General features: G+C 59.8%; 25 protein-coding genes and 2 tRNA genes. 12 read left to right on the top strand and 15 right to left on the bottom strand.

Features of this window, described 5'->3' with window-relative positions; all coding sequences use genetic code 11:
• Positions 1–30: 30 nt before the first annotated feature.
• The 3 genes from ACM64M_RS03565 to ACM64M_RS03555 are packed head-to-tail and all read right to left on the bottom strand — an operon-like array spanning position 31 to position 3,010.
• Positions 31–1,074, bottom strand: coding sequence for a homocysteine S-methyltransferase family protein (locus tag ACM64M_RS03565; protein WP_416227252.1), 1,044 nt, complete (start codon positions 1,072–1,074; stop codon positions 31–33).
• Positions 1,071–2,000, bottom strand: coding sequence for a methylenetetrahydrofolate reductase [NAD(P)H] (metF, locus tag ACM64M_RS03560; protein WP_416227251.1), 930 nt, complete (start codon positions 1,998–2,000; stop codon positions 1,071–1,073). Before metF ends, ACM64M_RS03565 begins: the two co-directional genes overlap by 4 nt.
• Complete coding sequence (locus ACM64M_RS03555) at positions 1,997–3,010, bottom strand: ArsR/SmtB family transcription factor (protein ID WP_416227250.1); 1,014 nt, start codon at positions 3,008–3,010, stop codon at positions 1,997–1,999. Before ACM64M_RS03555 ends, metF begins: the two co-directional genes overlap by 4 nt.
• 117 nt (positions 3,011–3,127) lie before the next feature.
• Here ACM64M_RS03555 and ACM64M_RS03550 point away from each other — a divergent pair, with 117 nt between their 5' ends.
• From ACM64M_RS03550 to ACM64M_RS03535, 4 genes are read left to right on the top strand one after another with little or no spacing between them, the layout of a single operon-like run.
• Positions 3,128–5,035, top strand: a complete 1,908-nt coding sequence (locus ACM64M_RS03550) for a beta-galactosidase (RefSeq protein WP_416227249.1) — start codon at positions 3,128–3,130, stop codon at positions 5,033–5,035.
• Positions 5,032–6,111, top strand: a complete 1,080-nt coding sequence (locus ACM64M_RS03545; protein WP_416227248.1) for a Gfo/Idh/MocA family protein — start codon at positions 5,032–5,034, stop codon at positions 6,109–6,111. Before ACM64M_RS03550 ends, ACM64M_RS03545 begins: the two co-directional genes overlap by 4 nt.
• 1 nt (position 6,112) lies before the next feature.
• On the top strand, positions 6,113–7,069 hold the full coding sequence (locus ACM64M_RS03540) for an aldo/keto reductase (RefSeq protein WP_416227247.1): 957 nt from the start codon (positions 6,113–6,115) through the stop codon (positions 7,067–7,069).
• Positions 7,062–7,985: a TauD/TfdA family dioxygenase gene (locus ACM64M_RS03535; RefSeq protein ID WP_416227246.1), complete on the top strand. Its 924-nt coding sequence runs from the start codon at positions 7,062–7,064 to the stop codon at positions 7,983–7,985. Before ACM64M_RS03540 ends, ACM64M_RS03535 begins: the two co-directional genes overlap by 8 nt.
• On the opposite strand, the gene ACM64M_RS03530 is transcribed toward ACM64M_RS03535, so the two are convergent.
• The 4 genes from ACM64M_RS03530 to ACM64M_RS03515 all read right to left on the bottom strand — a co-directional run bounded on the left by ACM64M_RS03530 (position 7,982) and on the right by ACM64M_RS03515 (position 10,911).
• A complete protein-coding gene (locus tag ACM64M_RS03530; protein ID WP_416227245.1) occupies positions 7,982–9,691 on the bottom strand; it encodes a solute:sodium symporter family transporter in 1,710 nt (569 codons plus the stop codon). The genes ACM64M_RS03535 and ACM64M_RS03530 overlap by 4 nt on opposite strands.
• Positions 9,688–10,656 carry an NAD(P)H-binding protein gene (locus ACM64M_RS03525; protein ID WP_416227244.1) on the bottom strand — a complete coding sequence of 323 codons (969 nt, stop codon included), beginning with the start codon at positions 10,654–10,656 and terminating at the stop codon, positions 9,688–9,690. The genes ACM64M_RS03530 and ACM64M_RS03525 overlap by 4 nt, the downstream gene beginning before the upstream one ends.
• A gap of 78 nt (positions 10,657–10,734) precedes the next feature.
• Positions 10,735–10,810, bottom strand: a tRNA-Thr gene (locus ACM64M_RS03520).
• A gap of 27 nt (positions 10,811–10,837) precedes the next feature.
• Positions 10,838–10,911, bottom strand: a tRNA-Cys gene (locus ACM64M_RS03515).
• A gap of 172 nt (positions 10,912–11,083) precedes the next feature.
• Between ACM64M_RS03515 and ACM64M_RS03510 the strand changes: the two genes are divergently transcribed.
• Positions 11,084–11,863, top strand: a complete 780-nt coding sequence (locus ACM64M_RS03510; RefSeq protein ID WP_416227243.1) for an acyl-CoA thioesterase — start codon at positions 11,084–11,086, stop codon at positions 11,861–11,863.
• Between the two features lie 3 nt (positions 11,864–11,866).
• On the opposite strand, the gene ACM64M_RS03505 is transcribed toward ACM64M_RS03510, so the two are convergent.
• The 7 genes from ACM64M_RS03505 to ACM64M_RS03475 form a co-directional block, all read right to left on the bottom strand.
• Positions 11,867–12,688, bottom strand: coding sequence for a crotonase/enoyl-CoA hydratase family protein (locus ACM64M_RS03505; protein WP_416227242.1), 822 nt, complete (start codon positions 12,686–12,688; stop codon positions 11,867–11,869).
• A gap of 107 nt (positions 12,689–12,795) precedes the next feature.
• The gene (locus tag ACM64M_RS03500) at positions 12,796–13,188 is read right to left on the bottom strand and encodes a winged helix-turn-helix domain-containing protein (protein WP_416227241.1); all 393 of its coding nucleotides are present in this window, start codon (positions 13,186–13,188) and stop codon (positions 12,796–12,798) included.
• Positions 13,185–13,607 (bottom strand): JAB domain-containing protein, encoded by a 423-nt coding sequence (locus tag ACM64M_RS03495; protein WP_416227240.1) that lies wholly within the window; start codon positions 13,605–13,607, stop codon positions 13,185–13,187. The genes ACM64M_RS03500 and ACM64M_RS03495 overlap by 4 nt, the downstream gene beginning before the upstream one ends.
• Positions 13,604–14,173: a hypothetical protein gene (locus tag ACM64M_RS03490; RefSeq protein ID WP_416227239.1), complete on the bottom strand. Its 570-nt coding sequence runs from the start codon at positions 14,171–14,173 to the stop codon at positions 13,604–13,606. The genes ACM64M_RS03495 and ACM64M_RS03490 overlap by 4 nt, the downstream gene beginning before the upstream one ends.
• 10 nt (positions 14,174–14,183) lie before the next feature.
• Positions 14,184–14,531 carry a hypothetical protein gene (locus ACM64M_RS03485; protein ID WP_416227238.1) on the bottom strand — a complete coding sequence of 116 codons (348 nt, stop codon included), beginning with the start codon at positions 14,529–14,531 and terminating at the stop codon, positions 14,184–14,186.
• A gap of 31 nt (positions 14,532–14,562) precedes the next feature.
• Complete coding sequence (locus tag ACM64M_RS03480; protein ID WP_416227237.1) at positions 14,563–15,162, bottom strand: helix-turn-helix transcriptional regulator; 600 nt, start codon at positions 15,160–15,162, stop codon at positions 14,563–14,565.
• A gap of 122 nt (positions 15,163–15,284) precedes the next feature.
• Positions 15,285–16,484, bottom strand: a complete 1,200-nt coding sequence (locus tag ACM64M_RS03475; protein WP_416227236.1) for an LL-diaminopimelate aminotransferase — start codon at positions 16,482–16,484, stop codon at positions 15,285–15,287.
• Positions 16,485–16,749: 265 nt separating this feature from the next.
• On the opposite strand from ACM64M_RS03475, the gene ACM64M_RS03470 reads away from it, so the two are divergent.
• From ACM64M_RS03470 to ACM64M_RS03440, 7 genes are all read left to right on the top strand, one after another.
• The gene (locus tag ACM64M_RS03470) at positions 16,750–18,651 is read left to right on the top strand and encodes a PHA/PHB synthase family protein (RefSeq protein WP_416227235.1); all 1,902 of its coding nucleotides are present in this window, start codon (positions 16,750–16,752) and stop codon (positions 18,649–18,651) included.
• Positions 18,652–18,973: 322 nt separating this feature from the next.
• A complete protein-coding gene (locus ACM64M_RS03465; protein ID WP_416227234.1) occupies positions 18,974–19,645 on the top strand; it encodes a phasin family protein in 672 nt (223 codons plus the stop codon).
• 290 nt (positions 19,646–19,935) lie between these two features.
• A complete protein-coding gene (gene clpS / locus ACM64M_RS03460; protein ID WP_416227360.1) occupies positions 19,936–20,277 on the top strand; it encodes an ATP-dependent Clp protease adapter ClpS in 342 nt (113 codons plus the stop codon).
• Positions 20,256–20,783, top strand: a complete 528-nt coding sequence (locus tag ACM64M_RS03455; RefSeq protein WP_416227233.1) for a DUF427 domain-containing protein — start codon at positions 20,256–20,258, stop codon at positions 20,781–20,783. The genes clpS and ACM64M_RS03455 overlap by 22 nt, the downstream gene beginning before the upstream one ends.
• A gap of 103 nt (positions 20,784–20,886) precedes the next feature.
• Positions 20,887–22,125, top strand: a complete 1,239-nt coding sequence (locus tag ACM64M_RS03450) for an LptF/LptG family permease (RefSeq protein ID WP_416227359.1) — start codon at positions 20,887–20,889, stop codon at positions 22,123–22,125.
• Positions 22,126–22,156: 31 nt separating this feature from the next.
• Positions 22,157–23,254, top strand: coding sequence for an LPS export ABC transporter permease LptG (gene lptG, locus ACM64M_RS03445; protein ID WP_416227232.1), 1,098 nt, complete (start codon positions 22,157–22,159; stop codon positions 23,252–23,254).
• A complete protein-coding gene (locus ACM64M_RS03440) occupies positions 23,251–23,787 on the top strand; it encodes a GNAT family N-acetyltransferase (protein ID WP_416227231.1) in 537 nt (178 codons plus the stop codon). Before lptG ends, ACM64M_RS03440 begins: the two co-directional genes overlap by 4 nt.
• Here the strand turns inward: ACM64M_RS03440 and ACM64M_RS03435 are convergent.
• The gene (locus ACM64M_RS03435) at positions 23,784–24,884 is read right to left on the bottom strand and encodes a fatty acid desaturase family protein (protein WP_416227230.1); all 1,101 of its coding nucleotides are present in this window, start codon (positions 24,882–24,884) and stop codon (positions 23,784–23,786) included. The genes ACM64M_RS03440 and ACM64M_RS03435 overlap by 4 nt on opposite strands.
• Positions 24,885–24,993 lie beyond the last annotated feature (109 nt).

The following is a 24,993-nucleotide window of genomic DNA, read 5'->3' as shown; positions in this document are numbered from 1 at the left end:
TTCTATTGCCCGCTCGCAGGGGAGGGAGATTCACGCGGCAACAAATGCCTCAAGCCCTGCAAGCCGCATGGCTGCATCGGGTCTTGGCACGGCGCGCGGTTTGAAGCCCGCCACCGCATCGGCAATTGCCTTGATATGTTCGGGCGATGAACCGCAGCATCCGCCCAGAATATTAGCGTGTCCGTTCGCGGCCCATTGCTGAACCAGACCAGCGGTGGTGCCGGGCAATTCATCATACTCGCCCAGTTCGTTGGGCAGGCCAGCGTTGGGATAGACCATCAACAGCGTATCAGCGATGGCAGATAGCACCTGCACATGTGGGCGCAATTGATCCGCGCCAAAGCTGCAATTGAGGCCAATCGTTACCGGCTTTGCGTGGCGCAGTGCGTACCAGAACGCCTCTACCGTATGGCCCGAAAGATTGCGGCCCGAAAGATCGGTGAGCGTCATCGAGATCATCACCGGAACCTCCCGCCCCAGATCGGTTTCGAGCTGCTTTACCGCCATCACCCCGGCTTTGGCGTTGAGCGTGTCGAAAACGGTTTCGATCAGGATGAAATCCACCCCGCCCTCGATCAAGGCAGCGGCCTGTTCCTTGTAAACCGCGACCAGTTCATCGAAACTGATCTCACGGAAACCGGGATCTTCGACATCGGGGCTTAGCGAGAGCGTCTTGTTGGTGGGGCCGATGGCGCCTGCGACAAAGCGGGGCCTGCCGTCCCGCGCCGCATATTCATCGGCCAGCGCGCGGGCGATCCTGCCGCTGGCAATATTGATCGCGGCGACCTTATCCTCCGCCGCGTAATCGGCCTGACTGATGCTATTGGCAGAAAAGGTGTTGGTCGAAATGACGTCTGACCCGGCGTCAAGATAGGCACGAGTGATGTCCTTGATCACATCCGGGCGGGTCAGCGCAAGTATATCATTATTGCCCTTTTGATCGGCGGGCAGACCCAAATCCCCGGCATAGTCCGCTTCCGTCAACTTGCGGTTCTGGATCTGCGTTCCGAAAGCCCCGTCAAAGATCAGGACGCGGTCGCTTGCTGCCGCGTTCAAAGCCTCGCGCGCGTTCATGCGGGTTCTCCAACGGGCCGCTTGCCCAGCATATGACAGATCGCATAGGCCAGTTCAGGCCGGTTGAGCGTGTAGAAATGCAGATCGCGCACACCGCCGGCATACAGCCGGCGGCACAGTTCCGCAGCGACGGTTGCGGCTACCAGCTGACGCGCGGCTGGCTTGGCATCGAGGCCTTCGAACAGGCCGTCCATCCATTGCGGGATCTGCGCACCGCAAGCGCCGGCAAACTTGCGGGCCTGTGCGACATTGGTGACCGGCAGGATACCGGGCAGCACCGGCTGTTCGATCCCACTCTTTGCCAGCTCGTCGCGGAATCGGAAAAAGGTGTCGGGGGAGAAGAAGAACTGGCTGATCGCCCGCGTCGCACCCGCGTCCAATTTTCGTTTGAGATTGTCGATATCGGACTGCGGACAAACGGCGTCGGGGTGGGTTTCGGGATAGGCAGCGACAGAAATCTCGAAATCGGCGATCTCTTTCAGCCCGCGTACCAGTTCGGCAGCGCTGGCATAGCCTTGCGGATGCGGCACGAAAGGTGCGCCGGGTTCGCCAGCATCGCCGCGCAGCGCAACGATGTGGCGCACGCCCGCTTCCCAGTATTGTTCGGCGACTTCGCGGATTTCCGCCTTGGAAGCGCCGACACAGGTGAGATGCGCGGCGGCGGGGAGCGAAGCTTCGGCGATGATCCGCGCAACGGTCGCATGGGTGCGCTCGCGGGTCGAACCGCCAGCGCCATAGGTGACTGAGACGAAGCTGGGGCCAAGCGGTTTCAATTGCTGCACCGCGTCCCACAATTGCTCTTCCATCTTTTCGCTTTTGGGCGGGAAGAATTCAAAACTGACCGCTACATCGCCCGGCAATCCGGAGAAAAGCGGGGTGTCGATCGCGGTGCGATGTTCGTGCAGCTGGTCGAGCGTCGGGGTCATGAGATCGTTTCTTTGACAGCTTTGGTGACGGATATCTTGGCGGCATTAGACGGCGTCGCGACAGGCATTCGAGCGGCGATCCAAATGTTCACAACCAATTCCCCGCCCGCCAGCGCAATTGTCGTTCCCGGTTCGAATCCGCTGGCCAGCAGCAATTCGCGCATCTGCACCTCGGAAAAACCCAGCCGGGCGTGCTGATGGCGGTCGCGCAATTCTTCATGATCATGCGCGGCAAAGTCGATCACTGCGATCCGCCCTCCGCCGCGCAAGACGCGAGCAGCCTCACCCAGCGGAACAGCGGGGTCTTGCGCGAAATGGAGCACCTGATGCAGCAGCACGGTGTCGAATATCGCATCGGCAAACGGGAGATCGGAAAAATCGCCCTGCACCAGCTCTATCTGCGCGGTTGGCAGATGTTGCAATTTCGCCCGCGCAACGCGCAGCATTTCGAGGTTCTTGTCCAGCGCCACAATCCGGTCCGCATCACCTGCGAACAATTCGGCCATCCGGCCCGTGCCGGTCCCGATGTCGAGAACATGGCCCAGCGGCGCTTCGCTCAGCGCCCGCGCAAGGTGTTCCTCGACCTGCACATCGGGTGTGTGGAGCGCGCGCAGATCGTCCCATTCACCCGCGTGGCGAGCAAAATATTCCTCGGCATTGGTTTCCCTCGCCTTGCGGATTGCGGCCAGCTTGCGACGGTCATCTGCGCAGATCCCGGCAAAATCCGGGCTTTCTCGCTCGGCTGTCGCCAGCAATTGATCGAGCGCATCAAGAATGGGAGCCGCAGTTCCGCTGCCGCTTGCCGCGCGCAGGAACACCCAGCTGCCTTCACGCCGCCTTTCGGCAAGGCCTGCGTCGCACAATATGCCGACATGGCGCGAGACGCGCGGCTGGCTTTGGCCCAGCACCTGTGCCAATTCACCGACCGCCAGCTCCATTGCAGAAAGCAGCCGCATAGTGCGCAGCCGCGTCGGGTCGGCCAATGCTTTGAAGATCGTGTCGATCACCATCGACAAAGCATATAAAGATATTTTTATATGTGTAAATGCCTTGCTCAGCCTGCGCGTGCTGGCTCTGCCGTCCTTGCACGGGTAGGAACCGTAGCGATAGATCGAAAGGCCCATAGAGTGAAACTCGGCTGTTGTTACTACCCTGAACATTGGCCTGAGGAAATATGGGCCGAAGACGCCCGCCAGATGGCCGAAATGGGCCTGTCGCTGGTGCGGATCGGGGAATTTGCGTGGAGCCGGATCGAACCTGAACCGGGGCGCTATGATTGGGCCTGGCTCGACCGCGCGATTGAGACGCTAGCGGCAGCGGGGCTGCAGGTGATTCTCGGCACGCCCACGGCAACTCCGCCCAAATGGCTGGTCGACCGCATGCCCGACATGATCGCTGTGGGCGCCGATGGCCGCCCGCGCGGGTTTGGATCGCGGCGACATTATTGTTTCAGCCACGAAGGCTATCGCAAGGAGTGCCGCCGGATCGTAACCGCTCTGGCCGAGCGCTATGGCGAGCATCCGGCAATCGTGATGTGGCAGACCGACAATGAATACGGCTGTCACGACACGGTGCTGAGCTTCTCCGAAGCAGCCGCCGCGCGGTTCCGCGAATGGTGCGCCGTGCGATATGGCGATGTTGCGGCGCTCAACACCGCGTGGGGCAATGTGTTCTGGTCGATGGAATACCGATCGTTCGCGGAGGTCGATCCGCCAAATCTTACCGTCACCGAGGCGAACCCCGCACATTGGCTCGATTACCGGCGTTTCGCATCGGACGAAGTCGCAAGCTTCAACCGCGATCAGGTCGAGATATTGCGCGCGCATTCAGCGGGACGCCCGATCACCCACAATTTCATGGGTTTCTTTACCGAGTTCAACCACCACGATGTCGGGCGCGATCTCGATGTGGTGACATGGGACAGCTATCCGCTGGGCTTCCTCGAACAGTTCTGGTTTTCCGATGAGGAAAAGCGCGACTATCTGCGGCAGGGCCATCCTGATATCGCCGCGTTTCACCACGACCTTTACCGTGGCTGCTCCAACGGACGCTGGGGGGTGATGGAACAGCAGCCGGGGCCGGTGAACTGGGCGCGGTTCAACCCTGCTCCTCTACCGGGTATGGTGGCGCTGTGGACGCTGGAGGCTATGGCGCACGGGGCAGAGTTCACGAGCTATTTTCGCTGGCGTCAAGCTCCGTTTGCGCAGGAGCAGATGCATGCGGGGCTCCTGTGCCCTGACAGCAGCGAGGCCGAGGCCGCCGACGAGGTGCGCGCTGCCACAGCAACGATGGCCCAGATTGGCGAACAAGCGACCGAACAGGCGTCGGTCGCGCTGGTATTTTCCTACGAGGCGGCGTGGGTCTGCGGTATCCAGCCGCAGGGGCAAAGTTTCCGCTACCTCGAGCTGGTCTATGAATGGTATTCGGCGCTTCGGCGGCAGGGGCTCAACGTCGATATCGTCCCTGAAAGCCAACACCTTGTCGGCTACCGGGCGATATTCGTTCCAAGCTTGCCGATCATGCGCGCCGACTTCGTCGAGCACCTCGCGGAACTGGATTGCCCGGTGCTGATCGGCCCACGTTCGGGCAGCAAGACCCACACGTTCAGCATTCCCGAAGGCCTCGCGCCCGGCGCATTGCGCCAGATTTTACCGATCACGGTCGAACGGGTCGAAAGCCTGCGCGATGGCGTGGCCGAGAATGGGGACGGTTTCGCCATTGCGCGATGGATCGAACAGGTCGCCAGCGATCTCGTCCCCGAGGTCGCACTGCTGGACGGACGCGGAGTGGTCTATCGCAATCACAATCTCCGCTATTGCGCGGGCTGGCCCGATCGCGCCCTGCTCGACCGGCTGTTAAAATGTATGGCAGGCGAAGCAGGCATTGACCTTATTCCTCTACCCAAAGGCCTGCGTATCCGACGCACCGCCACCCATCTGTTCGCCTTCAACTATTCTGCCCAGCCGGTCCGTTTCGATCTATCCGGCGAAGTGATTGACCCCGCAGGCGTTTCGATTACGGCGCTGGTTTCATGAACGAACGACGCACCTATGCGATCATCGGCTGCGGCATGATGGGCCGCGAACATATGCGCAATCTCGCGCTGGTTCCCGGTGCGGAGCTGATTGCCATCTGCGATCCCGATGCCGGATCATTGAAGGCCGCGCAGCAACAGGCCGAAATCCTAAACCAGAGTGTCCGCCTGTTCGATGACAGCGCCGCGATGCTGGCCGCAGCAAAGCCCGATGCGGTGATTGTCGCTTCGCCCAATTTCACCCATTTTGATGTGGTCCAGCCGGTGATGGAGACTGGCTGTGCGGTGCTGCTGGAAAAGCCAATGTGCACAGAACCTGCCGATGCACGCGCATTGGCAGAGGCGGCGAGCGTCTATCCCGGCCTGTTCTGGGTTGGACTGGAATATCGCTACATGCCGCCCGTCACGCGCTTTGCCGAGCGCGTTCATGCGCGCGAAGCGGGCGACATCAAGATGCTGGCGATCCGCGAACACCGTTTCCCCTTCCTGGTGAAGGTCGGTGACTGGAACCGCTTCAACCGCAACACCGGCGGCACTCTGGTGGAGAAATGCTGCCATTTCTTTGATCTGATGCGGCACATTCTGCGCGATGAGCCGGTGCGCATATTCGCCAGCGGGGCGCAGGACGTAAACCACCTTGATGAGCTTTACGGCGGCGAAGTCCCCGACATCATCGACAACGCATTCGTGCTGGTCGATTTTGCCGGGGGAGCGCGCGCGGTGCTCGATCTGTGCATGTTCGCCGAAGGATCGCAGCAGCAAGAGGAAATCAGCGCCGTCGGCCCGCTTGGCAAGCTGGAGGTCAAATTGCCCGCCGCCGAGATTATCTGGTCTCCGCGCGATCGATCGGGTGCGGTGATTGAACCCGTCGCCACCCCGCAGGATGCGCTGGACGCAGGCAGCCATCACGGCGCGAGCTATTTTCAGCTCAGTCATTTTCACCGCGCGCTGGTGAACGGAACGCGCGCGCAGGTCGATGCGCGCGACGGTTATCGCTCTGTCGTGATGGGCGCGGCGGCGCAGCAGAGTATTGCAACCGGCCAGCCGGTCGATATTCGTTTTGACGAAGAGGACTGACATGCTCACCGAAATGCCGCGCATCGGCTTTGGCCTTTGGAAAATCCCGCAAGAGGACACCGCCGCCAGCGTGGTTGATGCTGTGCGCGCCGGATACCGCCATTTCGACAGCGCTGCCGACTATGCCAATGAGGCAGAAACCGGCCGAGGTCTGGCAAACGTTATCGCTGAGGGATTGGTCAAACGGGAGGAACTGTGGATCACTTCCAAACTGTGGAACACTTTCCACGCACCCGAACATGTCGAGGAGGCGTGCCGCAAAACCTTGGGTGATCTCAGGCTCGACTATCTCGATCTCTACCTGATCCACTTTCCTATCGCGCTCGAATATGTACCGATCGAGGCCCGCTATCCGCCCGAATGGTTGCACGATCCCGATGCCGCTGAGCCGGTGATGAAGCCAGCCCCCGTTCCGCTCCATCAGACGTGGGCGGCGATGGAGGCGCTGGTGGAGCAAGGTCTCGTCAAGCGCATCGGTGTTTGCAATTACAATTCCGCGCTGATCCATGATCTGATGAGCTATGCGCGGATCAAACCGGCAATGCTCCAGATCGAGGCGCATCCCTATCTCACGCAGGAAAAGCTGATCCGCTGCGCGCGCGTTTACGGGATCGACGTGACGGCGTTTTCGCCTTTGGGGGCGCAAAGCTATTTCGAACTCGGCATGGCCGACGCGGGCGAGAGCTTGCTCGGTGCGGCTCCGGTCTTGGTCGCCGCGCAGTCGCACGGCAGAACGCCAGCGCAGGTCCTGCTGCGCTGGGGCGTGCAGCGCGGGACGGCTGTGATCCCCAAGACCTCCAAGCCTGAACGCATGCGCGAGAACCTCGATTTTGATGGCTTCGAATTGAGCGCGGCCGAAATGGCTGCCATTTCTGCGCTCAATCAGAACCGCCGCTTTAACGATCCCGGCGTCTTTGCCGAAGCGGCCTTTGGAGCCTTCCACCCGATCTATGACTGATATGAGAACCCGCGAGTTTCCGCGCACCATTCCCGGCAGCGGCGACCTAGCCGCGTTCCTTGTCACCAACAAAGGAACAGTGGACGCCGCATTGGCTGACGCGGGCGCCTTATTGTTCCGGGGATTTGATGTCCCTGATCCGCACGCTTTCGATGCAGCGATCGAAGGCTATGGAGAGCCGGGTTTCACCTACGAAGACTCGCTTTCGAACGCGGTGCGCACCAATGTCACCCCCCGCGTCTTCACTGCCAACGAAGCCCCGCCCACGACCGAGATTTTCCTGCACCATGAAATGGCGCAGACCCCGCTCTATCCGTCAAAACTGTTTTTCTATTGCGAGATCGCACCTGAAAAAGGCGGCGCGACACCGCTGTGCCGTTCGGACTGGGTGCTTGATCGGCTTGCATTGGCAGCACCCGATTTCGTTACCCGTTTGGAAGCCGAAGGCGTGCGCTACACCAATGTCATGCCGGGCGATGACGATGCCGGATCAGGTCAGGGCCGCAGCTGGCGCAGCACCTTGAGCGCCACCGACAAGGCAGGGGCAGAGGCACGGCTTCGCGAACTGGGCTATGACTGGCAGTGGCGCGACGACGGGAGCCTGCGTGCAACGACGCCGGTGCTCGATGCAGTCAGGATGCTGCCAGATGAAAGGCGCACCTTCTTCAACCAGCTGATCGCTGCATTCAGGGGTTGGGCCGACAGCCGCAACGATCCGAACCGCGCGATCACCTTTGGATCAGGCATACCGATCACGGCTGGGGACATGGCACCTGCCATCGCGATTGCCGATGATCTGACCTATGATCTGCAATGGCAGGCGGGCGATGTGGCGCTGGTGGACAACTTCCTTGTCATGCATGGCCGCCGCCCGTTCAAAGGCAAACGCCGCGTGCTCGCCAGCCTGATCGCTTAAGCCACTTTGCGCCGTCTGCTTAGTGCAGCGGCCCATTGCACCGCATTGCCCGCTACCAGCGCCCCGATCAGGACCGCAAACATCGCGCCCGGCCCGTCTGGCGAAGCGACACCAATTGGCGAGAACACCAGATAGATTGCGACCACGCTGCTTGCCAAAGTCACCGCGAGCGGTCGCGCATAGGGCCACGGGGTCAGATCGACCTGCTGGTTGCGGGTGAATTGCCAAGGGGTTTCGCGCGGGCGCAGCCAGCCGCAGACCAGCATGATGGCAACCTCAATCACGAACAGAATCGCATATTGGTGGAGGAAATGCAGCGTCGCCTCTTCTGCAAAGACAAACCGGAGCAAGCCGTAGGCGGTGACATGAAAGACGATCACGATTTTTGCGCCAAGTGCTGGAACACGCGCGGTGAACAGCCCGACGATCACGATCACGACGGTCGGAATGTTGTAGAATCCGGTGAAGATGCGGATGATCTGCCACAACCCGTCTTCAGCAAAATAGAGCAGCGGCGCAGCGGCGAATGAAAGCAGCGCAATCACCACGCTGGCAATCTTGGCCACCCGCACCAGTTCTGCATCGCCCGCCTTGTTCCCGCGCGCAGGTCCATAAACATCGAGCGCGAATAAGGTTGCCGCGCTGTTGAGCAGCGAATTAAACGAAGAAAACACCGCCCCCAAAAGCACTGCGAGGAAAAAGCCGGACATATAGACCGGCAGAACGTCGCGGATCAGCCGCGGGTAAGCTTCATCAATGCTGCCCAATCCCGGACCGTAGAGATGGAACGCGATCACTCCGGGGAGCATCATCATGAACGGCACCATGATCTTGAAAAATCCCGAAAACAGCACGCCCTTTTGCCCCTCGGCAAGACTTTGTGCGCCCAGCGTCCGCTGGATCACATATTGATTTGTGCACCAGTAAAACAAATTTGCGAACACCATTCCGGTGAACAACGTGCCGAACGGCGTGGGCGCATTTGCATCGCCAATTGCGCTCAGCTTTTCCGGGTGCTCCGTACCGAGCCGTGTCAGGCCCGCACCAAAATCACCATCGCCCAAAGCGATCAAACCAAACACCGGAACCGCAACGCCGATAATCAGAAGGCCCACCCCGTTGAGCGTGTCCGACACCGCGACTGCGCGCAGCCCGCCAAATATCGCATATATGGCCCCGATCACGCCGACGGTCACAACGGTCGCGGACAGCGCCGGAAAATACTCAAGCCCCGTCAAACCCGGCACGTCGAACAGCAACAGCACCGCAACCGATCCCGAATAAAGCACGCTGGGGATCGTCACACATCCGTATCCGAGCATGAACAGCACCACCGACATCCGCCGCACTTGCGGATCAAACCGGTCACCCAGAAATTGCGGCAATGTGGTAAAGGCACCGGCGAGATATTTGGGCAGAAATATCAGCGCCATCGCAATCGTGGCAATAGCCGCGGTGACTTCCCAGCCCATGCTCGACATATTGTAACCATAGGCCGAACCGTTAAGGCCGATCAGCTGCTCCGCCGAAAGATTGGTCAGCAACAACGATCCTGCAATAAAGGTCGCTCCTAGCCCGCGCCCTGCCAGGAAATAGCCATCGCTGGTGCCGGCCACACCGCGCGATTTCAGCCAGCTGATCCAGCCGACCAGCGCCATGAAGAACACGCAGCTTGCGAGCGTGAAGATCAGTTGAGGATTGCTCATTGGTTATTGCCCGTCGCGGCCTTCGACAGCATCGCGCGGTAGTGGTCGATCAACCTGTCGTCGCCAAATTCCGGCGTCGCCTCGGCGCTGTACTCACCGGTTACCGGGTCGAGCACAAGCATGCTCTCGGTCGCATAATAGCGTGCGATCCGCGCGAATTCGGCTTTCTCGGCAAACCAGTCTGAAACGCGCGCACCGAGGGACAGCACCGCCGCAGCACCAGTGAACATTCCCACCGGGACAGAGCGAAACTGCGGCGTCCTGCCCGCTGCTTCAAACAGCAATTCACCCTGCTGTTTCATCGTGATCGCTGGGCCCGGTCCGCCAATCGGGAGCGTCTGGCCGCGCCGCTCTCTGCGCCGCACACAGTCCGCGATAAACCGCGCCAGATCGGCATCACTGATCGGTTTGCAGCGAGTCAGTTCGCCATTGCCGAACACCAAAAACGGCTTTCCCCGCGCGACCCGCGCGACTTGACCTGAAAGCGATTTGAAGAACGCCGTGGGGCGGACAATCGTGTGTTCGATGGGCGCGGATTTCAGCTCGCTTTCAAAGGCCAGCTTGGCATGCTGAAACGCCAGCAACGGGCGCTGCACACAGATCGCTGATAACAGAATGAAATGATCTGCCTCGGCCCCCACCGCCGCGTTCAGCAGATTGAGGTTGGCCGAATAATCAACCGCCAGCGCATCCTTGGGCGAACCACTGCGCGAAGCGATGCACGATATCACGGTCTGCGGTCGCAGATCGTGCAGGATCGCCGCGAGCGCTGCGGCATCGGAAAGACGGGCCGTGCGGATCTCTGCCCCTGACAAATGCGGCGAAAGCTCGCTTTCGGGCCGAAGCAAAGCAGTGACAATGTGCCCGTCCGCCACCAGCCGATGCACCACCGCGCTGCCAATCGTGCCGCTGGCGCCGGCGACACAAATTCGTTTGGCTACTGCGCTGCTGCTGTCCCCGCTCACGCCAGCGACAGTAGCAGCGCGCAAGCGCAGCGCAAACTTTGGCTCCGGCAGGGGATCAGAATATTGCGAGGCAAGGCCTGGTGCCGCTTACGTGACTCGAACACGTGACCCCATCATTACGAATGATGTGCTCTACCAACTGAGCTAAAGCGGCATTGCAGCGCAATGTTTGCGCAAAGAGTGGAGGCCCGAGCCGGAATCGAACCGGCGTGCAAGGATTTGCAGTCCTCTGCGTAACCACTCCGCCATCGGGCCGAGCCGCCCCTTTACAGAGCGGAGCGCGCGCACTAGCGATTCGCCGCGATAAAGGCAATGAAGCTTTCGCATCGGCTCGGCATCGGCATCGGCTGCCCGTGACCCTATCCAATCCGCTACCTTACGCGACGTCAATCTGGACCTCGTCCGCGGCACCGGGCAAACGGGTTGGATGACTATTGCCAGCTTGCTCGAACCAATCACCGGAATGCCCGGACCTGCCCGACTGGACCAAGCCGCCGACTGGATGCAAGGGCGCACCCTCTATGGCGGCGCATCGGCTCTCGTCGCATTCACCATGGCGCAGCGAGCGTTCCCCGACCTGCCCCCGCTGCGCGCCGCACAGGTGGGCTTTGTCGCGCCGCTCGGCGAAGAGATCGAATTGTCGGCCGAGATTGTGCGTCAGGGCCGCAATGTGACGCAGGTGCGCAGCGAAATTCACAGCGGCGGCTCGCTTGCGCTGACGGCGTTCTGGCTGTTTGCGGCGGAGCGAGAGGCGAATGCGATCCGTCCTGCCGATACTGTCGAGGACTGGCCCGGTGCGCCAGGCGACAACGCGCCCGCAATGGCTGGTCAAGGGCCCAGTTTTATCGAACGCAACTTTGAAATCCGCCATGCACAGGACAAGGACAAAGATCACGGCGCGACTATCCGGCGCTGGGCGCGATTGACCGAAGATCACAATCTGGATCCGGTGAGCAAACTGGTGCTGATGGGCGATGTCATGCCGCCCGGCGCAATGCGGATCATGCAACGGGTGGGTCCGATCAGCTCGATCAACTGGTCCTTCAACGTGCTTGAACCTGAAACACGCTCTGACAGCGGATGGTATCTTGCGGAAAACGCCAGCCAACATGCCGGGGCGGGCTATTCATCCGAACGACTGAGAATGTGGGACGTGGACGGACGTCAGGTGCTTGACGGCCTGCAATGCGTCGCTGTGTTTGGTTAGGTTCTAAGCGACATCTTCGAATTTGGGAGCGCGTTTCTGCATTCCCGCCATCACCGCTTCCATTTGGTTGGGGGTGCGCATGACGGAGTGCTGTTCGATGCTTTCCTCCATCAGAATGGCATCAGTGCCGCGTTCGTGCATCGCGGCGGACAGCCGCTTTGCCGCGCGGATGGCGTGCGGATTGCGATTGGCAATATCGCGGGCGATGGCGGTGGCGCGCGCCAACGGGTCGGCATCGACATAGGTCGCAAGACCCAGCCCCTGCGCCTCCTCGCCCGAAAATTCACGGTTGGTGTAGACCAGTTCGCGCAGCAAATCGTCGCGCACCAGCCCGCGCCATAACGCATAGCCGCCCATATCGGGCACCAGCCCCCATTTCATCTCCATAATTGCCATGCGCGTGTCCGGATGAGCAATGCGAATATCGGCTCCGCTGGCAATCTGCAGCCCGCCGCCGAAACACACGCCGTGCAGCGCGGCGATAACAGGCACCGGCAATTTGCGCCATTGCGTGGCTACCTGCTGAAACTTGTTGGAATTGCCATAGGTCCGCTCAGTCAATTCCGGGTCGTCGGCGCCCGGCGTGCGGGCAAAGCTGGCGGTGTCGAGTCCGGCGCAAAACGCGCGGCCTTCCCCCGAGAGGACCACTACACGCAGACCTTTTGTGCGGTGGAGGATCGAGCCCGCTTCGATGATGCGTTCGAACATTTCCGGGTCGAGCGCGTTCATTTTGTCGCCGCGAGTGAAACGCACTTGCGCGACGCCGTCCTCTCCCAGCAGGATGGAAACGCGATCGTTGGCAGGCATCAATTGGGTGTCGGACATGCAGATACTTTCAGGCTGAAACGCAAGATGGAACGGAAACTGGCGCAAGCAGCAGCGCGAGTCCAGCCGCCATCTGCGGCTGAGACGAGGCGCAAGTATGAGAGCGGCTACTCCGTGCCGCTTTTGATCCTGAAACTGCCAGGGTTGGCGGGCGCATCGAGGTAATAGCCGCCTTCAGGATGCGTTGCGAGGATCGAGGACAGGCCGAACGGTCCAAGTTTGCTGCGCACCCGCGCGACATGCACCGCGACGCTGTTGGTCTCTGGCTCATAATCAATGCGCCAGACATCAGCGAGCAATTCCCGGCGGCTCATCCGCTGACCGGGCTGCTGCGCCAGCCGCCAGAGCAATTCGAATTCGCGCGGATGAAAACCCAACCAGCGATCGTCCACTCGACCGTCGCGGTGAAACAGATCGAGCGTCACATCGCCTGCCTCTCGAAAGCGCGGGATCAACGTATCGTCATCGGGATACATCGGGGTAGCCGCAATGGAGTTCATAACTTGCCTCCGGCCCGCATCGAATAGACGGCGTCATGCGTGAAAATCAGATGGTCGAGCAATTCGATATCCAGCGCCTTGGCCACGGCCTTTAGCCGGCTGGTTGCATCAATATCGATCTGGCTGGGGCGGCAATGGCCGGAAGGGTGGTTGTGGGCGATCAATATACCCTGTGCGTCATGCGACAATGCTCTGCCCAGCACTTCGCGCATCCGCAGCGACAGGCGGTCTATGCCCCCATTGCCCATCGGCGCATCGCCGAGATAGGAATTGTGCCGATCAAGAAACACTGCGTGAAATCGCTCCGCATTGCTATGCGGATCAAGCACCATGGCGCGCAGGAAATCGACCATCGCGCGCTGACGGCCCACGGGGGCCATTGCGGGCATCGCCCGTCTGGCGGTCGCGGCTTCGATCATTTGAGATTATCTCTCCACGATGTCTGGAGGTTGCCCACAGCGCTCGCAGCAAGCCCGGTGCGGCCTGAAGCTGAGCTGAAATTATCGGGGGTCTGGCTGAACCGCCAATCGCGGTAAGCGCCGCATTTGCGTTTGCGAGCGATGTGCCGCGCGACACCGATGCCGAGAAAGATGAGCTGAAACCAGCCCGGAACCGCAACCATCAAGGCATAGGTCACCGGCGAAACCGAGTCCGCCATGCCGCGCGCCAGATGCGCCGTCATGGCCAGCACCTGCATCCCGGCAATCCACAAGGGATAATTGCGATTTGCATAAAGCGCGACTGCGATGAACGCCGCACCCGCAAGAACATCAGTAGTAGCCAGAAACCAATCGACGTTAGCGAGTTGATACCCTGTCCCCACCAGCGACCGATACACCCGTCCGGCAAATTCAAACAATATCAGCCATATTACCGCAATTGCTCGCTCTGGGCCGCGGCCCCACAGGAGCGCAGCGCCGCACACGGCAAACGCGAGCACATCCTGCAAGACTGCGCGGTATTCAGAGGCGAGCAATTCAAACATGCGATGCAGGTCAGGCGAGTGCAGGCACAGCTTCGGCAGAGACCTGTCCATCGGCAATCGCCGAATCGGGGATAACTGTCGGAATATCGTCGCCGCCCATGGTTTCGCGGGCAATCTGGCTCAGTTCGTCATGCACGCGAAGCAAGTTGGTGGACATCGCCATCGCCTGAGCTTCGGCTTGGTTAAGACGCATCAGCGCGCGTTGGCCAGTGTGGACTTCGACGCCGGGGTTCTGGCGGGCGGCGAGCATAGCCTGCTTCAGCCGGGCAAAGGCGATCATCGATTCATCGGCAAGCGCTTCGGCTTCGCGGATCAGTTTTTTCAGGTTGTGGGCGTCATTCAGCATACGGTCGGTCATTGGGGTTCTCCGAAAGCCTCCCCTACGCTCTTCAGGAGAAGCCTTGTTGGTTCACCGGGACGGTTGCACGTCCATCCAACGCCTCGCTGATCGTTACCGCTGCCGTCACGGTCAGGACCACGGCGGCCAGAAAGCCGAACGCGATCCCCACGATAGCCACAAGGCGAAACCAGACAGCGTGTTCACCGTCGAGCACCCGGGGAACAACCCGAGGTTCGCCCGGGCGCAGCCATGGTGCCTGGGCTTCCAGCGGCAAAACATCGCTCATCACGAGTTTGCCCGGGTCGTTGCCCTGCGGCTCATCCATGGTTTTGATGAATTCGGGCACCTGATTTTTGCTGTATGCAGGTTCGCTATAGGTCTTTACGTTCAGGCCATAGTATTCATTTTGTTCGATTTTATTGTCATCTTCGGCCACGCGCTCTTCAGGATTTTCGGCGCGATGACGCTCCACCAGTTCGCCCAGATTTTCTGCATCATAGATATTCTTAAGGGCGCGGATATGCTGATTCACGCGGGTTTCGGACACGCCAAGCTCGCGCGCGATCACCTTGATCGGAACGCGCCGATCAATTCGATCCATCACAGCTTGCTGCCGCTGGGTCAGCGGCCGCGGCCCTGTGGAAGACATTGCTTTCCTCCATCCAATACGTACCCTGCATTAACCAATGCACGGTCTCAAGTTTTGCTCCGGGATATTACCACTCGCTACGGTATATTACCAAGTGACCCGGATTATTCCTCAATTATGCCTTAAGCCGCAGAGCTATTGACGCCCATCGACGAAAGGTAGCGTTTGATGTTTCGCGCTGCCTGCCTCAACCTTTGTTCATTCTCGACCATTGCAATGCGCACATACCCTTCGCCTTTTTCGCCATAGCCTACGCCCGGTGCCACAGCGACTTGCGCCTCGGTCAGCAATTGCTTTGAAAATTCAAGGCTTCCCATTCCGAGCAATGCAGGCGGAAGCGGGGCCCAGGCAAACATCGAAGCGGCCGGAGGAGGCACTTCCCATCCAGCCCTGCCAAAGGCCTCAACCATCACATCGCGGCGTTTGCGATACAGGTTGCGGTTGGTTTCGACTATGTCCTGAGGGCCGTTCAGCGCCGCGCAGGCTGCCGCTTGAATAGGCGTAAAGGCGCCGTAGTCCAGATAGGACTTCACCCTAGTCAGCGCCGCGATCAGCTGTTTGTTGCCCACGGCAAAGCCCATCCGCCAGCCCGCCATGGAATAGGTTTTGCTCATGCTGGTAAATTCGACGGCGACATCCTTCGCCCCTGCGACCTGCATTATCGACGGAGTGGGATTACCATCAAAATACAGCTCGGAATAGGCGAGGTCCGATAGCACCCAGACCTTGTTTTCGCGCGCCCAGGCGACCAGTCTTTCATAGAAAGCCAGATCAACCGTTTCCGCCGTCGGATTGGAAGGATAACTCACCACCAGCACACTGGGCCGCGGCACGGTGAAGTTCATCGCGCGTTCGAGCGACAACCAATATTCCTCGTCCGGCGTCGTTGGCACAGACCGGATTGTCGCGCCGGCGATGATGAACCCGAACGTGTGGATTGGATAAGAAGGATTAGGCGCGAGCACCACATCACCAGGCGCGGTGATGGCAGTGGCAAGGCTGCCGAGCCCCTCTTTCGAGCCCATGGTCACAACCACTTCGCTTTCCGGATCAAGATCGACCCCGAACCGGCGGCCGTAATAATTCGCCTGAGCCTTGCGCAATCCCGGAATGCCCTTGGACTGCGAATAGCCATGCGCATCGGGCTTTGCCGCGACTTCGCACAATTTGTCGATCACATGCTGGGGCGGCGGCTGATCGGGATTGCCCATGCCCAGATCGATAATGTCCTGCCCCGATTTGCGCGCGGCGTGCCGCATCGCATTGACCTCTGCAATGACATAGGGCGGGAGCCGCTTCATGCGGTAGAATTGTTCTTCCATGGCGATCCTTGGCCTGTTTTGATGTTTCTGGTTCGGCGGACCAATCGCAAGTCTAAGCCAATAACGGTCGATGTGAAGGGCCGTTTGGGTTAGACATTGTGTAAGACTGCAATTGAGACCGGGCGAAGACAGATGGGATTCGGTTATGCCCTGTCTGAAACGCTGGAGGAACCGCGAAATCATGGCTGGCACAGACAAAAAAGATCAAGGCACGGCGTCGGACGCTACGCATGGGACAAGAAATTCTTTTGCGGGGGCGGCACCGATGGCGTCCTTCTTTGAAATGCAGGGCAAGGCGATGCGCGACCTTTTCGCTCAGGCGCTGCCCGGCGGGGGTGGCGGCACGATGGAAGGCGCAGGCGGATTGTCAGCGCTGCTTCCCAAAGGGATCGAGGCGGGCGAACTGGGCGAATGGGCCAAGGCCAGCACCGAAATGCAGCAAATGTGGCTGGAGTTTATGGCGCATCAGGCACAATCCTCCGCCGGAAAGGTGATGCAGGCGAAGAACCTGCTCGACCCTGCTCAATGGCTGATGATCTCGCAAACCATGCTGAAACAATTTCCGCAAGGCGCGATTGAAGCACAGACGCGGCTGGCGCAGGATTCGCTGCAATTGTGGAAAGGCGTGTTTGAAAGCGCCCTTGGAAATCTTGCCGGGTCCGGCGGGCAGGAAGCGAAAGAAACCGCCGCCTTGCCCCGCTCGGATCGGCGGTTTGCCGACCCCGCCTGGCGCGAACAGCCTGCCTTTGTGCTGCTGCACCAGACCTATCTGATGCTGACCGAGTATTTTCAGCAAGCGGCGGCATCAATGGACGGGATCGACAGCGAAAAGAAGAAGCAGCTGCAATTCGCCATCAGCGCGTTGTCCGAAGCGATGAGCCCCGACAATTTCCTGCTCACCAATCCGGTGGTGATGAAACGCACGGTGGAAACCAAGGGGCAAAATCTGGTGCGCGGGATGCAGCATCTGATCACCGATCTGAAACGCGGGCAACTGACCCATACCGATCCCAACGCCTTTACGCTGGGCGAGAATTTGGCCGCGACACCGGGCAAGGTAGTGCACGAAACTCCGCTTTTCCAACTGCTGCAATACAGCCCATCGACCAGCGACGTCTATGCGGCGCCGCTGGTGATCTTTCCCCCATGGATCAACCGTTTCTATATCCTCGACCTGACGCCCAAAAAGAGCTTCATCAAATGGGCGGTGGATCAGGGCTTCACCGTGTTTGTCGTCAGCTGGAAGTCCGCCGATGCGAGCATGGGCGATGTCGTGTGGGACGATTATATCCGCAGCCAGATCGAGGCAATCGATCACATCCGTGATCGATTAAACGTGCCGGATGTCCACGCAATCGGTTATTGCGTGGCGGGCACGACGCTGGCGGCAACACTGGCAATTCTGGCGCGACGCGGGGAGGCGGACAAGGTAAGGACCGCGACGTTCTTTACCGCGCAGGTGGATTTCGAACGCAGCGGCGATCTCAAACATTTCATCGACGACAGCCAGCTTGAAATGATCGACCAACTTTCACCCGAGGGCTATCTCGATGGGCGCTATCTTGCGGCGACGTTCAACGCGCTCAGAGGCAAGGATCTGATCTGGAATTACGTCGTCAACAATTATCTGCTCGGCGAAGATTACCCCGCGTTTGATCTGCTGCATTGGAACGGCGACGTCACCAACCTGCCCTCGAAATGGCACAATGAATATCTGCGCGACCTTTACCGCGACAACAAGCTGGTGGTGCCGGACGCATTGATGGCGGACGGGACCCCGATCGACCTGACGCTGGTCAAGACCCCCAGCTATATTCAGGCCGGGCGCGAGGATCACATCGCGCCTGCTGAAAGTGTGTGGCGGATCACCGATCATTTTGCCGGGCCGCTCGAATTCCTGCTCGCGGGCTCAGGCCATATTGCCGGGGTGGTGAACCCGCCGGCTGCGGGCAAATATCAATATTGGACTGGGGACAGCAAAGCGCCTTCGCTTGGGGCCTTTGTTGAAAGCGCTGAGGAACATCCGGGCAGCTGGTGGCCGCATTGGCTAGCGTGGCTTGATGGTCAGGCACCCGAACGCGTGCCTGCGACCGGCAAGCGCAAGCCCGGCGGGCGCGGCGATAGGGTGCTGGACGATGCCCCCGGAAGCTATGTAAAAACCCGCTAATATCCAAAAACATTTGGCGCTGACGTCCGATTGATGCCCAATTCTGTTTGCTATTCAGGGGTTTGAGCGTCTTATTGTGCAGTGCACAAAAATCCTTGACTTCGCATCTGCAATCGCTATTTTGTGCAGTGCAACATGAAGCGAGGACATTATGGCAGACGCCAAAACCCAGACCGAACCGACCAAGGTAAAAATCGACGCTGCTGCTGAAAAAGCTTATGCTGATGCCGCTGCGAAAAAGCCCGCCGCGCCTGCGACCGTTGAAAAGGTTGCCGCCGCTGTTGAAGCTGACGCTCCCAAAGCTGCGCCCTCGGCAGCAGCTGTGAAGAAGGCCGTGGCTGCTCCGGCAAAGAAGGCTGCTCCGGCAACGAAGGTCGCTGCTGCAAAGCCGGCCGCTAAGAAAACTCCTGCTGCAAAAAAGCCAGCCGCGAAAAAGGCACCGGCAATTGCAGCCAAGAAGGCCGCACCCAAAGCAGCCCCGAAAACCGCAACCCCGAAATCTTCTCCCAAGACCACCACGGGCAATCCCGTCACCAAACTCAAGGATACTATCATGGCAACCGCACAGAACACCGATTTCACCGCCCAAGCCAAGGAACTGGCTGCCGACGTGCAAGAGCGCGCCAAGGCTGTCTATGCCAAGGCTGGCGAATTTGCTGGCGAAGCTGGCGAGTTCAACAAAGCCAACCTCGATGCTGTCGTCGAAAGCGGCAAGATCTTCTTCAGCGGCGCTCAGGAACTCGTCCGTGCCAACGTTGAAACCGGCAAGGTCGTTGTTGAAACCGTCACCGAAGACGTCAAGAAGGTCGCTTCGATCAAGTCGCCGACCGAACTGGTACAGCTGCAGGGCGAAATCGCTCGCCGCAACTTCGATGCTATCGTGTCTTACGGCTCGCAGCGCACCGAAGCTTGGGTGAAGCTCTACAACGACGCTTTTGCACCGATTTCGAACCGCGTCAGCGTCGCTGCTGAGAAGGTTTCGAAGGCTGCATAAGCTCTAAAGGAATTTCTAAGCCGGGCCTCTCCTCTCTCCCCAATCCCGGTTTATGAAAGCGCGCGAAAGCGCAGGAGCCGGATGGACCCCAAAAGGTCTGTCCGGCTCTTTCTTTGCATGAGGCATGCGTTAAGGGTTTGCGCCTTATGCGCGGCTGACGCATCTTGCGCTCGCACAAACGAATCCCATAATGGAACCCGATGGCCGACCTGATCCTTGACCCTGTTGACCCGATGCGTTCTGCCGATGGCCGCGCTGAATTGTTGAATCCGCTCTGCGGCAACGACGCGATCAAGAATGGCGATAACGACAAGGATGGCGGCAAAGATAGCGGCGACAGCGAAATCGGGATCGCCACAAAGACTCGCACACGGCCCAAGAAACCGAGCCAGTACAAGGTGCTGCTGCTGAATGATGATTACACCCCGATGGAATTCGTGGTGATGGTGCTGAAACGCTTTTTCAGCATGGATCTGGAACAGGCGACGCGGGTCATGTTGCACGTCCATCAAAAAGGCGTCGGCGTATGCGGGGTGTTTTCCTATGAAGTCGCCGAAACCAAGGTGAATCAGGTGATGGATTGCGCGCGGCAAAATCAGCACCCGCTGCAATGCACGCTCGAGAAGGCGTGAGCTTTCCGGGCAGTCATCCCCAACCCGAACTTGCCGAACCCGGACAGGAAAGCGTCTGGGATTACCCTCGCCCGGCAATTGCCGAACCAACCCCGCGCCGGATCGAGATCATCCACCGCGGCATTGGCCTTGCCGATAGCCGCAACGCGTGGCGAACGCTCGAAACCAGTCACCCGCCGACCTACTATATCCCGCCCAGCGACATTGCGATGGAATATCTGCGGCCCAATCCGCGCCGCACACTGTGCGAATGGAAGGGGCAAGCGCGCTATTTCGACATCGTAATGGGCGATCACCGGGTCGAGGCGGCGGCGTGGTACTATTCCGATCCCGCGCCCAGCTTTGCCCGGATCAAGGATTATCTGGCGTTCTATCCCGATCCGCTTGACCGGTGCTGTGTCGATGGTGAACAGGTCACACCGCAACCGGGCGGGTTCTATGGCGGCTGGATCAGTCGGTTCGAAGTCGGTCCCTTCAAAGGCGGCCCCGGTAGCCGGTTTTGGTGAAGCGTACCGACAAATCGCGCGCTTGAGGGCATGACGGCGGCATGATTTCGCGCTACGGACATTTCCCAAGGGCCAAACGCGGACAGCCAACGGACACAATGTGCTGAAATTCATTCCCAGTATTGACCGCTATATCCTTCGATTGGTGATCGTGCCGATGCTTGGGGTGTTCGCGCTCGCTGCGTCGCTGTTGCTGCTGGAAAAGATGCTGCGCCTGTTCGATTTCGTTGCGGTCGAAGGCGGGCCGATTGGCGTGGTGTTCAAGATGCTGGGCGCGCTGGTCCCCGAATATGCCAGTCTGGCGATCCCGCTTGGCCTGATGCTGGGCGTGCTGTTCGCATTCCGCAAACTGGCTGTTTCGAGCGAGCTTGACACTTTGCGCGGGGTGGGCCTGTCCTATTGGCGGTTGCTGCGGATGCCCTATGCCATCACGCTGGTCCTGGTTGCGGTCAATGTGGCGCTGGTGTTCTATATCCAGCCGGTCAGCCGCTATTATTACGAACAGATGGAATATGAACTGCGATCCGGCGCGCTGGGCGCTTCGATCAAGGTGGGCGAATTTACCACGCTGGCAGACCGCATGGCGCTGCGTATCGAACAAAGCGAGGATCAGGGGCAGCGGTTGGTCGGCATTTATGCGCGGGTTGCCAATGACCGCGATCAGGTGCTGACGATCAGCGCGCGCGAGGGGGCGTTCATGGCCACCTCCGACGATCCCGATACGATCATCCTGCGCCTGACCGAAGGAACAATCATTCAGGACACCGGCAGCGAAACCCCGCGCGTTCTGTCCTTCAGCCGCCACGACTTGCCGATTGACCTGCCCGCGATCGAGGAATTTCGCGCAAGGGGCGATGCCAGCCGCGAATATATCCTGCCCGAATTGCTAAGCATCGGGTGGAGCGAGAACGGCAACAAGGCAGAGCGCGATGCCAGCCAGGCGACCTTTAATTACCGCATGGTCGAAGTGGTGATGATGCTGCTGCTGCCGTTGCTCGCCGTGGCGCTGGCGATCCCGCCCAAACGATCAACCAGCGCGCTGGGTGTGTTCGTGTCTATCGTTATGGTGGTCGCCTATCACAAGGTGAACCAATATGGCGAAGACGTGGCGACGCTGGGCCGGATCGACCCCATCCTTGCCCTGTGGGGGCCGTTCCTGATCTTCGCTGCGTTGATCCTGTGGATGTATTACCGCACTGCGCATGTGCCCGGTGGGCAGGCGCTGGGCGCGCTCGAGACCCTGTTTGCCAAACTTTCCAAGCAGATTGGCAAGCTTTTCGCGCGGCGCAAGCCGCCCTCGATGATCGCCGAACACGACCCGCAAATGGCACCGGCACAATAGGCCGCGACGCAGATCTGAGGCGCCCCACCCCATGCAGCTTGATTTCTTTCCCTCGCGGACGCTGACGCTCTACCTGGCGAAAACGTTTGTGCTGCGCATTTTTGCGGTGCTGGTGATGCTGGTGCTGGTGCTATTGGCGCTCGATCTGCTGGGTTCGACCGGCAAGATTCTGGAACCTGCGGGCAACGATCAAGGCGACATCCTGCGCTATGCCAGCCTGCGCATTCCGCAGCTTATATCGCAGTTCCTGCCTTATTCGGTGCTGCTGGCGACGCTCATCACGCTGGTGACTCTCAACCAGAACAGCGAAGTGGTGGCGATGAAGGCGGCAGGGCTATCGGCGCATCAAGTGCTTTCTCCGCTGCTGCTAACCGCTGCAATAATCGCGGTCATCAGCTTTGGCTTTAATGAACGGGTGGTCACCCGTTCGACCTCCGCGTTAAAGGCTTGGGAGGCGGCGGATTACGGGGATATTCCCGCCACATCCGGGGTGCGCGCCAATGTCTATCTGACCGACGGCAAGAATATTCTTTCGGCATCGACATTGATCGGGTCGGGGGAGACAATCGAATTAGACAATGTGACGTGGGATGCGCGCGGACCCGGCGGGATCGTGACCGAGCAAATCCGCGCCACCAGCGCGACCTATGCCGCGCCCGGCTGGCGGCTGGAAAACCCCCGGAGCTTTGATGTCGGCAGCGCCGAAATCACGCGGCTGGACACCATAGTGGTCGGCGAAAATCTGACCCCGGCGCAGATCGACTTGCAAGCCATCGACGTGGATGGGCAGAGTTTCTGGGAGCTGTCGGAGACGATTGACGCGCTGGACACGGTGGGCCGCCGCACCACCGAAATGCGGGCCAAGTGGTGGCACCGGATTTCTGGCCCGCTGTCGGCCTTGCTCATGCCCTTGCTGGGATCGGTCGCGGCGTTTGGCCTTGCGCGGTCGGGGCAATTGTTCGTGCGCGCAATCATCGGCATGGCGCTGGGCTTTGCCTATTTCGTGGTGGACAATGCCGCACTGGCAATGGGCAGCTTTGGCGGATACCCGCCTTTTCTCGCCGCATGGGCGCCGTTTTTCCTGTTCCTGTTGGTCGGTGAGACGGTGCTCATCCGCACCGAAGAATGAAGCGCCCTTTAGCCAGAACCGATTGGTCGCTCAGGCTCGCCAAACCCGAAGATGCCGAAGCCATGCCAGCGATAGAGCGTGCGGCGGCAGAACTGTTTGTTGGCGATCCTGATCTGGCAAACTTCGATCCTGATGACACCTGGGCCCCGCACGAACTCCAAAAGATGATCCGCAAGGGCCATTGCCTGGTCGCCTTTGCAGAGGGTCAGATGGCGGGTTTCCTCGTCAATGAGCCGTTCCGGCGCGAACTGCATATTTGGGAAATGGACGTTCATCCCCGGTTTCAGCGTTGCGGAATCGGCGCAGGCCTGCTGCGCGCCTGTATGATCGACGCCCGCAATGCAGGCTTTCGCGCAGTGACGCTCACCACGTTTCGAGATTTGCCGTGGAATGGTCCGTTTTACGCTAAGCTAGGTTTTGACGAAGTGACCGCGCTTGATGCGCATCCGCGTCTGGCCGGGGAATTGGCCAATGAAGCGGATGATGGACTGCCCATCGACCGCCGCTGCGCAATGATCTGTTTTCTGGATTAGCGGGCCATCATCGTGCTGCGCGCAATCCGCCAGACCAACACCAACATTCCCGGATGGTTTGCGCCTTCGTAGGTTGACCCCGTGCCAAGCTCGCGCGCCAGTCGGCGGTGCGCCTCTGGCAGGTCATGATAGGGCATCGACGGCATCAGATGATGCAGCGCGTGATAGCGCAGCCCTACCGGAGCCCAGATTTCCGCTGCGATCCCCGGCGGGGGCACGTTAACACTGTCGAGAAACTGCGCGGTGACCGTCATCGGCTCACCTTCATTCTCCCACAGATGCGCGACCAAAGTGCGCAACTGGTTGAGCAACGCGGTGATCGACACAATCGCCAGCGCTATCAGAAACGGTCGCCAGCCGAGCGCGAATATGCTCGCAATCACTGCGATGGCCCACAGGCTTGCGCCGACCTCTTGCCAGAGCACCCGTTTGGCAAAACTCCCCTCGGGCGTTTTGCGGCGGAAATCGGGGTTGATCGACAGCGCCGAAAACCGTTCCCAAGTATAACGACGCACGGCCGGGAACAGCGCGCCGAGCGGGACCAGCACCGCAAACCGCACGATCAGCGCGGCGGGCGCGAGCAATCCGGCGATTACAAACAGTGGCAGGCTCCATGGCTTCATCAGCGCCAGCGGGAGATATTCAGGGTCCTCTATCGTGCCGTATTGGGTGCGTTTGTGATGGATCACATGCACGCCTTCATACATGAAACTGGGGGTCAGCAGCGGAATCCCGACCAAAAGGTTCCAGCCGGTGCGAAATCCGGGGAGCGCATCGCGGTGAATATGCGTCAATTCATGGATGAACATCAGCGACCGATACAGCGCCAGAGAGGCGACCACGGCGGCGGCCAGAGCCAGCGCCAGATTGTCGGTCAGGATTGCGGTCGCAATTCCGCCATACCCGATCGCGGTCGAACCCAGCATGTCGGCCCAATAGATCGCGCCTTTCGCCTCCCCGAGATCCTTTGTCAGGTCGCGCGCGGCGCGCAGCATATCCTTGTCATCCACGCTTTGAAAATCGGCGCGCACTGCCCGCGGTAATGCCGCAGGTTCGGAAACGGGTGCAGGATGAGCGATCGGTTTGTGCATGGTCATGACTATAATCTGTTCGCCTTGGGCTTTACCCCAATTTGGGCGCTGCGGGCAAACGCGCGTTTACGGATAGAGTGATCGAGTGGCTTGCGCGTCTGGCCGCATCAAGACA

The sequence above is a fragment of the Qipengyuania sp. ASV99 genome, from assembly GCF_047872805.1.
GTDB lineage: Bacteria > Pseudomonadota > Alphaproteobacteria > Sphingomonadales > Sphingomonadaceae > Erythrobacter.
Note: the sequence above shows the minus strand (reverse complement) of the source record. Positions and strands in the feature narration are given on the sequence as shown.